This window comes from Caproiciproducens faecalis, from assembly GCF_019448085.1.
Taxonomy (GTDB): Bacteria; Bacillota; Clostridia; order Oscillospirales; family Acutalibacteraceae; genus Caproiciproducens; species Caproiciproducens faecalis.
The window spans coordinates 329,655-343,803 of record NZ_JAGFNZ010000003.1; the positions used below are offsets into that span (position 1 = coordinate 329,655).

At 45.8% G+C, this 14,149-nt stretch carries 12 protein-coding genes; 7 read left to right on the forward strand and 5 right to left on the reverse strand.

Annotated elements, in window-relative coordinates:
- Positions 1-11 precede the first annotated feature (11 nt).
- The 4 genes from J5W02_RS10285 (at position 12) to J5W02_RS10300 (ending at position 4,186) form a co-directional block, all read left to right on the forward strand.
- Complete coding sequence (locus J5W02_RS10285) at positions 12-317, forward strand: DUF4387 domain-containing protein (protein ID WP_219965588.1); 306 nt, start codon at positions 12-14, stop codon at positions 315-317.
- 376 nt (positions 318-693) lie between these two features.
- Positions 694-1,632 (forward strand): alpha/beta hydrolase, encoded by a 939-nt coding sequence (locus tag J5W02_RS10290; RefSeq protein WP_219965589.1) that lies wholly within the window; start codon positions 694-696, stop codon positions 1,630-1,632.
- Between the two features lie 287 nt (positions 1,633-1,919).
- A complete protein-coding gene (locus J5W02_RS10295) occupies positions 1,920-2,765 on the forward strand; it encodes a hypothetical protein (protein WP_219965590.1) in 846 nt (281 codons plus the stop codon).
- 128 nt (positions 2,766-2,893) lie between these two features.
- Positions 2,894-4,186, forward strand: a complete 1,293-nt coding sequence (locus J5W02_RS10300; RefSeq protein ID WP_219965591.1) for a CitMHS family transporter — start codon at positions 2,894-2,896, stop codon at positions 4,184-4,186.
- Between the two features lie 173 nt (positions 4,187-4,359).
- Here J5W02_RS10300 and J5W02_RS10305 read toward each other — a convergent pair whose 3' ends face one another.
- From J5W02_RS10305 to J5W02_RS10325, 5 genes are all read right to left on the reverse strand, one after another.
- Positions 4,360-5,319, reverse strand: a complete 960-nt coding sequence (locus J5W02_RS10305; RefSeq protein ID WP_219965592.1) for a D-2-hydroxyacid dehydrogenase — start codon at positions 5,317-5,319, stop codon at positions 4,360-4,362.
- Between the two features lie 118 nt (positions 5,320-5,437).
- On the reverse strand, positions 5,438-6,748 hold the full coding sequence (gene eno, locus J5W02_RS10310) for a phosphopyruvate hydratase (RefSeq protein ID WP_219965593.1): 1,311 nt from the start codon (positions 6,746-6,748) through the stop codon (positions 5,438-5,440).
- A gap of 125 nt (positions 6,749-6,873) precedes the next feature.
- On the reverse strand, positions 6,874-7,581 hold the full coding sequence (locus J5W02_RS10315) for an RraA family protein (protein ID WP_219965594.1): 708 nt from the start codon (positions 7,579-7,581) through the stop codon (positions 6,874-6,876).
- Between the two features lie 392 nt (positions 7,582-7,973).
- Positions 7,974-9,149: an NAD(P)-dependent malic enzyme gene (locus tag J5W02_RS10320; protein ID WP_219965595.1), complete on the reverse strand. Its 1,176-nt coding sequence runs from the start codon at positions 9,147-9,149 to the stop codon at positions 7,974-7,976.
- 258 nt (positions 9,150-9,407) lie between these two features.
- Positions 9,408-10,034: an alpha/beta hydrolase family protein gene (locus J5W02_RS10325; RefSeq protein ID WP_219965596.1), complete on the reverse strand. Its 627-nt coding sequence runs from the start codon at positions 10,032-10,034 to the stop codon at positions 9,408-9,410.
- A 301-nt stretch (positions 10,035-10,335) separates the two neighbouring features.
- On the opposite strand from J5W02_RS10325, the gene J5W02_RS10330 reads away from it, so the two are divergent.
- The 3 genes from J5W02_RS10330 to ilvD all read left to right on the forward strand — a co-directional run bounded on the left by J5W02_RS10330 (position 10,336) and on the right by ilvD (position 14,126).
- A complete protein-coding gene (locus tag J5W02_RS10330; RefSeq protein ID WP_219965597.1) occupies positions 10,336-11,370 on the forward strand; it encodes a LysR family transcriptional regulator in 1,035 nt (344 codons plus the stop codon).
- 258 nt (positions 11,371-11,628) lie between these two features.
- Complete coding sequence (locus tag J5W02_RS10335) at positions 11,629-12,417, forward strand: IclR family transcriptional regulator (protein WP_255575680.1); 789 nt, start codon at positions 11,629-11,631, stop codon at positions 12,415-12,417.
- Positions 12,418-12,434: 17 nt separating this feature from the next.
- Positions 12,435-14,126, forward strand: a complete 1,692-nt coding sequence (gene ilvD, locus J5W02_RS10340) for a dihydroxy-acid dehydratase (protein WP_219965598.1) — start codon at positions 12,435-12,437, stop codon at positions 14,124-14,126.
- The last annotated feature ends 23 nt before the right edge of the window (positions 14,127-14,149 follow it).

The following is a 14,149-nucleotide window of genomic DNA, read 5'->3' on the forward strand; positions in this document are numbered from 1 at the left end:
AGTGTGTGATTGTGGCTACTGTTAAAGAACTTTCTAAATATGTTCGTTCAAAAAATGCAGGCCCGTTCTGGGTTACCATGGAAATCTTTTGTGACAATCAGGAGAATTATGAGAAAATTAAGAATTCTCCCAATATTACAAAGGAAAAAATTGCGGAATTATACCATACCGACCCTGCTTTGGTAAAGAAGTTTAATGTAGATAATATCATGGTAATCAAATTCTCATATTCCAGACCTGTCCCCTCAGGTTACCGCTATGAAAACGATATGCACAGCGGCCAGCAGTATATACGCTTAGCAGAGACTGAGGTGTAATCGTTATTCCCTCCTGAAATTACGCCAGATGATGCGCTTAGATGAACAGGACCCACTTCCTAAAAAGGATACCCTTTTGCGAAGTGGGTTCTTTTTTCCGCAAGGATGGGCCCCGGAAACGGAAAGGAAATGAACCTTTCCGAGTACGGGAAATGTTATATAGAATTTAATCCATAAAAAGAATAGATTTTGTCGTATTTTACTTATCTCTCTTTAGAATTTATAATAAAACTAACGGATTCGCTCCTTTGGGTCCTGAAACAGCTTGACAAATAGACCGAATGGTTCTTCTTACAGAATAGGAAGAGTTTCAGATGCAGCGGGAAGAAAGGAAATCATCATGATTTCACAGGAACAAAGACAACTTATACAATATTTGAGAGATACAGGCGTTGGAAATACTGTCAGCGAAGAGCTGATGAATAGGTACCATGTGAGAAAAACGGATGATCTGATGGTTCCTACACGAGACGGCCAGACTCATGTCTACATCCATTATCCCGAATCCGACCAAACCCGGCATCCCCTTTTTATTAACATCCACGGCGGCGGATTTATTAAAAGTCACAGGGAGCAGGACACAGTGTTTGCAAAAAATATTTGCAGCCGTGCGGCTTGTGTAGTAATAGATATTGATTATACACCGGTGCCGGATCAAAAGTATCCTTATGCCCTTCACCAATGCTACGATGTTGTGAAATGGGCAGTCAGGAACAGGGAATCATTGCAGATTGATCCGGCTTATCTTTCGTTATGCGGTCACAGCGCGGGCGGGAACCTCGCAGCGGCAGTCTCCATATTGAACAATGTGCGGCATGATTTTAACATTGCATTGCAAATACTGGACTATCCGTGTCTTGATCTGTATACACCGCCGCAGTTTAAACGGAATGCTTATAAAAACCCTCATAAGATACCGCCCGAGTTTGCCAAGATATACAAAAGTGTCTATGCCGACGATGAATACAGGCTTGATCCCACGGCATCTTCCCACATTGCCCAGCTTTATACCGATGCTTATGTTGATGATGAATACAGACTTGACCCGACGGCATCTCCGCTCTTTGCGCCAAGCGAAATGCTGACCGGATTACCGGAAACCTTAATTTTTACCTGCGGTGATGATATATGGGGAGCAGAAACGGAGAAATATGCGTATCGGCTGTTAGAGGCGGGCGTGCCGGTTACGGCAAGAAGATTCCTTGACAGCAGCCATGGTTTTTTGGTACGCAGAAAAGATCAATTCGAAGAAGCGGAAAATATGATTTTTGATGCAATTGGCAGGGTGTTTGCCAAACAATCAAAAATTGATTAATGGAAAAAGTTTTTTACTGTGAGGCGGTAGGCCGGCTTGATTTCGTGTTACCTTTATATAGAATATTATCTATTATAAACAAAAATATAATAGTTATTTTATTATAGAAAAGAGTGCGCAGTGCAGAGGGGAGGGAGCGTCTTGAAGGGCTGTATCACATAGAGCGGTATTCTGATTTCTATACTGAAATGAGACGGACTTCCATTTTCAGTATTGGTGGTTGGCAAGAACAGGGACAGGAGTATGCAAAAGACATTTATAACGAATTCAGAAGGGGGAGTTATCTATTGCAGGCGGAAGTTGTATTAACACCAACAGAATCAAAAAGACTCATTTCTGAGGCAGTATTTCATCTGCCGGAGGTACAGGACGCACTGAAAAACGGAATGGTTGCAATCCATCCGAGCAGTTCTACCATTTTTCTGTACGAAATGATTATGGGCAAAATGCCGCAGGGACTGTGGGTATGCGGTGTAATCGGCAAAAAGGGGCTTTGCGGCTCCAACGAGGCAGTGAAAATGATCCAATCGCGCGGGCCGGGAGCACACGATCCTCTTCAGGCCTCAAAAGAGACATGGTTCTTTAAAAAAGGAATTCTACAGGAATCGCTCCCATTGGGAGAAATTCTGGAACAATTAACGGAAAAGGATGTTTATATTAAGGGAGTCAATGCGCTGGATCCGTTTGGGAAAGTGGGTGTTCTTTTTGGAAATCCCGCAGGCGGCGGCGGTACCATTGGAAAGGTTATGGCAGCCCAGCGCAAAAAAGGGTTTCATGTGATCCTGCCAATCGGTATGGAAAAGCTGATACCGGTCACTATTGAAAAAGCCAGTCATGCGGCCGGGTTCAAAAGGGTTGAACGGGCAATGGGGGTTCCCAGCGGGCTAGTTCCGGTTTCTGGCGAAAAAATGGATGAATGCGACGCACTTTCCCGGTTGTTCGGCGTTAAGGCCACACCGATTGCAGCGGGTGGACTGGCGGGAGCAGAGGGCTCTGTTGTGCTTGCTTTTGAGGGAGAAGATGAGCAGGTAAATCAGGCCTTTGAAATGCTCAAAAGCATCAAGGGCGTTCAGCTGCCGGTATTAAGCCTTCCGGAAAGTACGGATGCTTATTATCCCACTTTTTCTCTATGAAGGCATGGGCGAATTCAAAATTACATGATGCAAAACCCAGCGGTAAGATGTCAAGCGTGAGTTGCAAATTCCGTTTATAAACGAAATGTAGATACGGTCTACAGATACTATTATTAGGGGAGGATAATATGTATATTACAGTTGTTGGAATCATCATGCTGGTCGTTTTCATGACATTGATCTTGACGAAACGCACCAGTGCGCTTACTGCTCTAATCCTTGTACCAATCGTGTTTGGTTTCATTGCGGGGTACGGAACAAATACATTTGTATACGCAATGAAAGGAATTATCGGTGTAGGAACCACCATTTCCATGTTGGTGTTTGCCATTCTTTATTTCGGTATTATGCTCTGTACGGGATTGTTTGATCCTTTGGGCAATATCGTTCAGCGCTTTTTCAAAGGGGATCCGTTCCGGGTCGTTTTAGGAACGGCAATTCTGGCGGCGTTAGTGTCTTTGGACGGCGACGGGACCACGACCATTATGATCTGCTGTGCCATGCTGATGCCGGTATATGCCAAGCTGAAAATCAATCCCGTTTATCTCGCCATATTTATCATTATGCCAAACGGAGTTATCAATCTGCTTCCTTGGGGAGGCCCCACGGCCAGACTGATGGCTGTTGCAAAGCTGGACGCAACCGTGTTGCTCAGAGGCCTGCTGCCGCTGATGGTGGCTGGTCTGTTATCCTCTTTCGCCATGGCGGCCTATGTCGGTCTGAAGGAGCGTAAGCGCCTGGGAATCGCGGCTGATTTTGTAGCGAACGATGTTGAATGCAGTTCCGAAGAATCTGCATTAAGGCGTCCGAAATACATATGGTTCAATCTGGTTCTTACAGTCCTGGCTCTGGTTTCCATTATTGCCCTTGGAATTCCGGGCCCGCTGGTTTTTGCGATTGCTTCATCCATTGCATTGATTGTAAATTATAGAAATTTAAAGGACGAAAGCAAGGTAGTCAGCCACAATGCCCAGGGGATTGTAAACGTAGTTCTGATGATTCTGGGCGCGGGGATTCTGATGGGAGTTCTGAGCGAGTCCGGAATGGCCACGGCAATGGCCGAACGGCTTATTTCCATCATTCCTGAATCCTGGGGAAACATGTTTAACCTGCTTGTTGCCGTTATCAGCGGCCCGGCAGTATGGATTTTGAATAATGATGCATTTTATTTCGGGTTATACCCGGTGCTGGCGGAAACGGCAACTGCGTATGGGTTTACTGCCACGCAGGTGGGTCTGGCGTCCTTAATGGGACAGGCTCTTCGCGGATTCAGCCCCGTTATTCCGGCATTGTATTTCCTTACTACTTATGTTGATGTAGATTTCAGTGAATTCCAAAAAAAGATGATTCCTTTTTGTCTAATCATGTTCGCTTTATATATTGCAACCGGATTCTTAATGAACATTTATTTTCTTGCCTGATTTGTACGGATGCTGTACAGGATGGCTGTTGCCTAATATCAAAAAGGTCCTGCCTTTGATCGGCAGGACCTTTCTGATATGAAACTTTAATACGTGCAGACAAAAGAGCCGGACCCGGGCAGAAAATGATCTGCGCGTCAATAGATATGCTGCCTATCGCCGTAGAAAAACGTTTACTGATTTACGATATTCACAGGAGTTCCCGCAAGGAACATCGCCAGATTCTCAACAGCAATATTCATCAGCCTCTGTCTGCTTTCTTTTGACGCCCATGAAATGTGCGGAGTAATTAGGATGTTTTTCGCGTTGAGGAGCGGATTGTCCATTTGAATCGGCTCCGTAGAAACCACATCAACAGCCGCCCCGCCTACCTTTCCGCTGTTCAGGGCATCTTTCAGATCCTCCTCTACAATCAGCGGACCGCGGGAATTGTTGATAATCATGACGCCGTCCTTCATTTTAGAAATGCTTTCTTTATTAATGATGCCTTTTGTAGCGGGAAACAGCGGACAATGAAGCGTGATGACATCGGATACTTTCAGCAGTTCTTCCAGTTCCACATATTTGCAGGTTTCACTCTCCAAAGCCGCATTTCTGTAGGAATCATAGGCAACGACTTTCATGCCCAGTGCCTGTGCAATCTGACCGGTCTTTTGGCCGATTCTGCCGAAACCAATAATGCCCATCGTTTTGCCCGCCAGTTCAACCAACGGATAATTCCAGAAGCACCAGTCCGCGTTATTGGTCCAGTCACCCTTTTTAACACAATCAGAGTGTTCACCAATATGATGGCACAGCTCGAGCAGGAGTGCAATTGCAAACTGCGAGACTGCATCCGTTCCATAAGTGGGGATATTAGCTACCGGAATTCCCTTTGCCCTTGCCGCTTTCACATCGACAACATTGTAGCCGGTTGCCAACACGCCGATGAATTTCAGATTGGAACATGCGTCCAGTACCGCTTTTGTAATCGAAGTTTTATTGGTATAAACAGCTTCTGCATCCCCAATTCTTTCAACAACTTTGTCAGCCGGAGTTCGATCGTACACGGTCAGTTCCCCTAAGTTTTCAAGTTCCTCCCAGGTTAAATCACCTGGGTTCTCCGTATAACCGTCCAGAACTACAATTTTCATCTGCAAATCCTCCTAAGTAAATCGTCTCCTTATGTCCGCCTCTCAATAGAGCTTTGTGGCCTCAAGGCAACAACAAAACTCAATGAAAGGCGGCTTTACCACTTGAAGTCTGCCGGCTTTAGCCGATAGAGTTTCTGCTAAGATTATAAAAAGAGGAAATTCCTTTAAACACTGCGGAACCTCCAAGTTCCCGCTCAATATAAAGTAAACGATTGTATTTCGATACCCTCTCGCTCCTTGAAGGAGCGCCGGTCTTGATTTGCCCGGCGTTTACAGCGACTGCGAGGTCTGCAATGGTGGTGTCCGCTGTTTCGCCCGAACGGTGAGAAATGACACTTGTGTAGCCTGCCCTTTGCGCGGTTTGAATTGCTTCAAGGGTTTCGGTCAGTGTGCCGATTTGATTGAGCTTGATGAGAATGGAATTGGAAACGTTCAGTCCGATTCCCTTTTCAAGACGGTCGGTGTTTGTGACAAAAAGGTCGTCCCCGACCAGCTGAACTTTTCGCCCAAGTCTTTCGGTAAGCTTTTTCCATCCTTCCCAGTCCTCTTCAGCGAGTCCGTCTTCCAGTGAGATAATCGGGTACTTGGAAATCAGTCCCTCCCAGAAGTCAATGAGTTCTTCCGCTGACATCCTCTTTTGTTTTTTCGTCAGCAGGTAAGAACCGTCTTTTTGATACCATTCGCTGGACGCCGGATCCATTGCAATGCAGAACTGGCTTCCCGGTAAATATCCGGCTTTTTCAATTGCTTCGGTAATCGCCGCCAGCGCGTCTTCGTCATCTTTTAAATTCGGGGCAAAGCCGCCTTCATCACCCACGGCCGTTGAAAGTCCCCGATCAGAGAGTACTTTTTTAAGGCAGTGAAAAACTTCTGTACACCAGCGGAGCGCTTCCGAAAAGGACGGCGCGCCGACGGGCATAATCATAAACTCCTGAATATCAATGTTATTGGACGCGTGGGCTCCGCCGTTCAGAATGTTCATCATCGGCACGGGGAGCGTACGGGATTCACAGCCTCCTATATATCGGTAAAATGGAGTGTCGAGTGCGGCGGCAGCCGCCTTTGCTGCCGCAAGGGACACGGATAGGATAGCGTTTGCCCCAAGCCTTGATTTATTTTCCGTGCCGTCGAGTTCGAGCATCAGACGGTCGATGCCGCTTTGATTACAGGCATCCTCTCCTTTTATATGATTGAAAATGGTTGTGTTGACATTTTCAACCGCTTTTAGCACACCTTTTCCCTGATATCTTTTTTGATCCCCATCCCGTAATTCAATTGCTTCAAACGCGCCGGTAGATGCGCCGGAAGGAACCGCGGCGATTCCTTTTGCTCCGCTTGCAAGAGTTATTTCTGTTTCTATTGTGGGATTTCCCCGCGAGTCAAGGATTTCCATAGCATGTACAAATTCGATGGAATTGGATTTTTTCAAGTGAAATCACTCCTTTGAAAATATAGTGCCGGTTGTTGAGTAAAATTCATACAGGCTCCAGCATGATACCGGGGCCTGTGTTGAAGGGTTCAAGAATATTTTTCTATGTACTCTAACTTGTATTTTTATCTCAGCTTTGCCATATCTCCGCGCCACTGGCGCAACTGTTCCACGGTTGGCTTTATTCCGGTTTGGATAGCTTTACGGCAAGGCTCCAATACTAACAATTCAGACTTAGCTACTCTGCGGCAAGCCTCCGCCAATTTAGGGGCAATGTCAGAAGGAATAACAGTGACTCCATGCCGGTCCGCATGAATAAGATCACCAGGATTGACAGCCAACCCGCAGATTTCCACAGGACAATCATGGTCTGTTAAATGAGATTCCGCTCGGGCAACCATAATGTCGGTCGAGAAAAAATAAAAGCCCAGCGGGCCTACTTCATTCAGGTCCCTTACACCGCCTTGTGTCAACGTACCGACGGCACCTAAAGCCATAAAAGTTGTAGCCTGTACTTCCCCCCAAAAAGAACCGATTGGCTGTTTGTCAACATCCTGAACAATGGCAATGGAGGGTGCCTCTACCTTCCGTACATCTTCGAAAAAAGAAAACATCATCTCTTTCTGTTCGGCGGTAGGAGCTTCTACACCGGAGACTTTTGCAGTTACGGCATAACCAACCATAGGCTTATTGTTGGGAGTGCGAAGCAACATGCCAGGATAACAAAAACCTGTTGTATTTGGGCGAATTTTAAATCCTTCTAATGCATTCCATACGGTTGGAGTATCAAATTCTCTCAATTCTTCCAGTTGCTCTGTGCTCAAATACTTCATTTGAAATTCTCCTTTTTGTTTTTGAAAAGGAATATACCTTTTCAGCTTTTTTGAGCCGGTTCACGTTTGACACAATCATCGACTTACTCTAGAATCAATTGTGTTTATATTTACAATATATACTAATACATATAATAAGTACAATATTATTAATACTATATTATTGATAGATAAAACTCTATCGAAAAGCTCGGAATCTCTTCGCGCTTTGGATCAATAGCACATTTTGGGATGTACCCTATTAAACGCAAAAAGCAGGCTTATTCAGCCTGCTTTTGATTTTCAGAATATAAGCGGCAATAGCGCCTTTTGAATTAACATTTCAAACTGAATATCGCACAATACAACAGCTGTCCGAAACAGAGGAGATCAACATGATCTGCTGCATCGTCTTAGATTCTCGCGACACCGCTGTCTCTTGCGGCTTTGGAAACCGCTGCAGCAACAGCCTTGCCAACGCGCCGGTCAAAGGCTCGTGGAATTATGTATTCTGGAGAAAGCTCGTCACCCGAAACAAGAGACGCCAGCGCATAGGCGGCAGCAAGCTTCATTTCATCGTTTATATCTGATGCGCGTACATCAAACGCCCCACGGAAAATACCCGGGAACGCCAGCACATTGTTGATTTGGTTCGGAAAATCGCTTCTTCCGGTTGCAATGACTTTCGCCCCGCCCAGCTTTGCTTCCTTTGGGAATATCTCCGGCGTCGGGTTGGCGCAGGCGAACAGGATGGAATCTTTTGCCATTTGCCGTACCATGTCGGTTGTTACCGTGTTTGGAGCAGATACTCCGATAAACACGTCGGCCCCGACAAGCATATCGGCAAGCACCCCTTCGCGTTTTGAGAGATTCGTTACCTCAGCGATTTTACTCTTGATTGGGTCCATGTCGTTTTCGCGCCCTTTAAAGATCGCGCCGCTCTTGTCGCATATTACAATATCCTTAAATCCGTAGGTCAAAAGCAGTGTGGTGATTGAAATTCCCGCCGCACCCGCACCGTTTACTACAATACGGACATTTTCTTTTTCCTTGCCTACTATTTTAAGGGCGTTAATGAGGCCTGCCAGCGTAATAATAGCGGTGCCGTGCTGGTCGTCGTGAAATATTGGGATATCGCATTTTTCCTTGAGTCTTTTCTCGATTTCAAAGCAGCGCGGAGCCGCGATGTCCTCAAGATTAATTCCTCCAAAGCCGCCAGATATCAAATGGATTGTATTGACGATCTCCTCTACGTCTTTGGACTTTATGCAGATCGGAAAGGCATCCACATCGCCGAAAGCTTTAAAGAGAACGCATTTTCCTTCCATAACGGGCATGCCTGCCTCGGGGCCTATGTCGCCGAGCCCAAGCACCGCTGTGCCGTCCGTTATGACTGCCGCCATATTCCAACGGCGTGTCAGTTCATAGCTTTTGATTACATCTTTCTGTATTTCCAGACAGGGTTGTGCCACACCGGGTGTATACGCTAGTGCTAAATCGGTCTCTGTTTCGGCAGGCACGGTAGCCTTTACTTCTATTTTTCCTTTCCATTCGCCGTGAAGGCGCAGGGATTCTTTTGCATAATTCATGGTCTGGTTGCCTCCTGAATAAATCATTTGCTCCTTACGGCCGGTAAGCGGAAACGCGCTCAAGTCAGATTGCAGCTTTTCAATCCGGCCGTATGGTTGCCGCGATGCATACGCCGAGCCACAAGCTGTACAAAGCATAGGCTACAGCATACCGCCTGCGGTAAGAAACATTTTTCCGTGACATAGTACCCCATTGTCAAATGCTTTATGACAACGGGGTATATGTCTTAAAAAATCAGGTATTCCATGATAAGCCTTTTATATGTCTTCTAATATTTTAGAGAAAAACTGTTTGACTCCGTCAAGAACTTTTGCCGGCTCGTGCGAAGCTCCATCGATTTCCATTAATTGAACGTTAATATCGTGAGCAAGAAAATTCTGATACAGATTTCTGGTTCTTTCCAAACGGTTCTCTCCATGCTGCAGAATAGATTTGAAATTGTCCGATTCTTCTGAATAATCGATTTTTTCAGTATCTTGCAATCCAACGCTTATCAGAACAGGGACTTTTTTTAGCATTTCAAAGTCGAGCTTCTTGTCAAAAATAGTCTCAAAATTCTTAATTCCGGTATACCATTCTTCATTCTCATCAAGGTATGTAGGCCGACCCGGAGATCCAATCGATACGGCCAGCAGTCTCTCGGGGTGCAAATAATAAAAACGGTTGGTAAACTGCCCGCCCCCGGAAAATCCATGAAGTAAGAACTTATCTCCGATAATTCCGAACGTTTCCGTAACCTCATCAACCATATCCAAAAGCAGAAAATCAAAACGAATATCATGGAATTTTATAAACTTATAATTGTGAATGTCCTGCCGGTCAATGATGCCACAGGGAAATAAAGGGGCCAATATCGCGGTGAAGGTTGAATCTGCAAAGTCCATGAATTCGTTTCTATGCATTTCCGCATTCCTGGTGGTGCCGTGAACTGCCACCCGCTTTTTACAAAAGTGCTTATTTGACTGAGAGAACATCCCGCAATCAAGGCCGCAATGGTAGGGATCACAATAAAGACGATCGGCGGTATAAATTTTCCCTTTATCAATAGTACAAGCACTGCTATAATGGTGACTAATCCAATGATTGTCAATTGGCTCATAAATATCCCCTTCACTTCATTTAATCTGTGAAAGAGCAATTTCGTGCACAAAAATGTCTTTCAGATAAAAACACTAAAAAAATCAATTGATTCCCGGTGTGGTTTTATTGTATAGTGATAATAGAAATATTTCAAATACTATTGGAATTATATTAAATATAGTTTCACAACTATATTGGGGGATAGCAAAAAAAATGAATTTCAATCCTAGAAGTATCCCGTACGTTCAAGCAATTGCGGAAGAACGCAGTATATCAAAAGCGGCGGAGCGTCTCTATATCTCTCAGCCGTCATTAAGCCAGTACATCCTTCGTCTGGAGCGGGAAATAGGCGTTCCGCTCTTCGACCGCAGCAATGTTCCTATAACGCTGACATATGCGGGGGAACGCTATTTAGAGGCGGCAAATGAATTTCTGAAAATAGAGGAGAATATCTCCAGAGAGATGGATGATATTTCACAAAGCAGGCGCGGGCGTATCTGCGTTGGCGTATCAGCGTTTAGGGGGGGCGTGATTGTCCCGCCGATCTTTTCCCGGTTTAAGAAAGCGTACCCCGATGTGGAGCTCAAGTTGGTGGAAAGCTCCAACAATAATAATCTTCTGGATCTCGTGCAGGAAGGAAAAGCGGATTTCGCATTTGTCAGTTCAATCAATGAGGACGTACAAAGCATAAAACTTCTGGATGAAAAAGTACTTCTTGCAGCTCATGCAAATGTTTTTTCAGAGACCCAAAGGGATAAAATGCTGTCAGTCAATCTTCTTGACCTGAAAGAGGAACCGTTTATTCTTTTAACGCCCGGGAAGGGGATTCGAATGATTGCGGACCGTATTTTTGCAGACTATGGATTTCATCCGAAGATAGCTTATGAAACAAGAAGCATTGAAATCGCGTTTCGCCTTGCAGAAGCGGATCAGGGCTGTACGTTTATTGTGGAATCATATTATATGAACCAAAAAACCACCGCTATTAATTGCTTTCACTTAGACAGGGGCAATTATTCCTACCCGTTATATCTTTGCTATAAAAAGGATGCCTATTTATCAAAATCAATGATTTATTTTGTTGAACTATCAAAAATGTTAATTGATAATGCTTCAAGAAGCCATATGAGAATACGATAATGACATCTTTTATTTGAATTGACCCCCAAAAGTGAGACAAATATTAAGCGGCCTCAAGGGCTTGCTGTCTGTAAATTGCAGACGGCAAGTCCTTATTTTTTTGCCTTGCTGTGATCGTTAAGGGGTTCGCACCGCCACTTTATTTTTATAAACGAAATATATAAAAAATATAATTTAAAACTGATTTATCTATTGAATTTTATAAAAGAATGTGATAATATTTGAAACAAATCCAAATAAGAAATGAAGGTTCCATATATGGAATATAATATGAAGCAGTTTATTGAATCTCTGGGGCGGTACAGTTCCTTAAAAGCAGTGCAGATTCTGATTGCCATTTTGAATCAGGGGGAAATCGGGATCAATGAAATCTGCCAGCTGACCGATTTAAAAAAGAGCACGGTGTTCCGGATTCTGCAGGAAATGGTCGAAAGCAATCTTCTTACAAAAAATGAGGAAACAAAGCAATACAGTCTGGGCATCCATGCGATAGACGCGCTTCATATCAAGCGGCTGGATGATGTGCTGGTTGATCTGGCCGGGCCGGAAATGAAAAAGCTGAGTGATCTGAGCAAAGAAACCATTCATTTAATGGCTCCGGACAGTGATGAAGTTACATATATTGCAAAAGTAGACGCTCAAAACGAGATACAGTTGAAATCCAAGGTCGGCTGGCACATTCCCATGTACTGCACCAGCGCGGGCAAGATCTTTCTTGCTTATAAATCACATGAGGAATTGATGCAGTATCTGAGGACGCACGATCTGAGAAAACGGACGGAACATACCATTACGGACGTCGATCAGCTGAGTGCCGAACTGGAGCTGGTCCGCGAGCAGGGGTATGCTCTTGACCGGCAGGAACATGTGCCGGATGTCGTCTGCATTGGAGCGCCTATTTTTAATCAAGAGGGCGCGGTGGTCGGTACCATCAGTATTTCGGCGCCGGAGTACCGTTTCTCGCTTGAAAAGGCAATTTCTTTTTCAGAGGAGGTCAAAAAAAGCGCGGCGACCATAACCGGTTATCTTCAGGACAAGAATTCATAAACAAAGCGGGGGGAAATATGAACGAAAATATAGATTTCAAATACAAGGATACGAAATACCGCAGCTCCAAAGTCGTCAATGGGCTCAGCATGGCCGGCCCCCGCGCACATCTGCGCGGAATGGGTTACACCAGTGAGGAAATGTCAAAGCCGTTTATTGGAGTGATAAACACTTTTAACGAGTTCCATCCGGGACATGTTCATCTGGACACGATTGCAAAAGCCGTAAAAGAAGGAATTTCCGAAGCCGGAGGAATCCCGTTTGAAGTGAACACGATTTCTATCTGCGACGGGTTTACTTTGGGACATGTCGGAATGTGCAACGTGCTTCCGAGCCGCGAAATCATCGCCGACTCCGTCGAAGTCTTTGCAAACGGAAATCAGCTGGACGGGCTGGTTCTGATTGGCGGGTGCGACAAAATTGTGCCCGCTATGCTGATGGCCGCGCTTAGAATCAACATCCCGGCTATCATGGTAACCGGAGGGCCGATGCTTCCGGCGATCTATCAGGGCAAGGAATACGGAACCTATCAGCTGAAGGAAATGGCCGGAAAACTGGTGAAAGGCGAACTTTCAGTCAGCGAGTACACTCATATGGAGGAAATTTTTTCACCCGGTCCCGGCTCCTGTGCCATGATGGGTACCGCAAACAGCATGTCGATCTTTGCGGAGGCAATCGGCATGACACTGCCGGGCTGCGCAACCTCACATGCCGTTCTGGGGAGCAAAAAACGAATCGCAAAGGAAAGCGGACTCAGAATCGTGGAGCTTGTTCAGCAGAACGTTCTGCCCAGGGACATTGTAACGCAGGAAATGCTGAATCTGGGCGTTCAGATCACAATGAGCGCCGGAGGGTCAACGAATCTGTCGCTCCACATCCCGGCCATTGCCCGGGAAGCGCATCTGAAAATGACGCTTGAGGATCTTGGAACAATATCCGAACAGACTCCATACATAGCAAAAATCAAGCCGTCCGGGGATCATACCCTGTGGGATCTTGACCAGGCTGGCGGCGTGCGCGGACTGATGAGGTCGCTTGAAAGTCTGGCCAACCTGGATCAGATGACCGTCAGCGGGAAAACCCACCGCGAAAACGCGGCTGCGCTGGTTGAACGGAATGACGAGGTTATCCGCCCGGTAGACAAAGCCTACGCTCCGCATGGCTCCTTAGTGTTCTTATTCGGTAATCTGGCGTCGGAAGGCTCCGTGGTTAAACAAAGCGCCGTTGTTCCCGAAATGCGCAAGCATTCCGGCCCCGCAAGATGCTTTGAATGTGAAGAGGATGCCGTCAAAGCAATCTACGGTTCTCAAATTCAGCACGGCGACGTCATTGTCATTCGGAATGAAGGCCCTAAAAGCGGGCCGGGAATGCGCGAGATGCTGACGGCGACGGCGGCACTGGTTGGAATGGGCCTGTCGAACTCCGTCGCTCTGATTACGGACGGAAGATTCTCCGGAGCAACACGGGGGCCGTGCATCGGCCACATTTCACCGGAAACCGCGGAGCGCGGGCCGATTGCCGTTATTAAGGACGGGGATGTCATTGATATTGATATAGACCGCCATCTTCTCCAGCTCAGGGTTTCTGACGAAGAAATCCGCAGCCGCCTGGAAAAACTGCCTGAATTTGAGCCGAAGGTCACGGAGGGATATCTGGCTCGCTATGCAAAACAGGTCGGTTCTGCGGCAGAAGGTGCAATTTTAAAATAAGATATAGAAAGCATGGGGTTTCT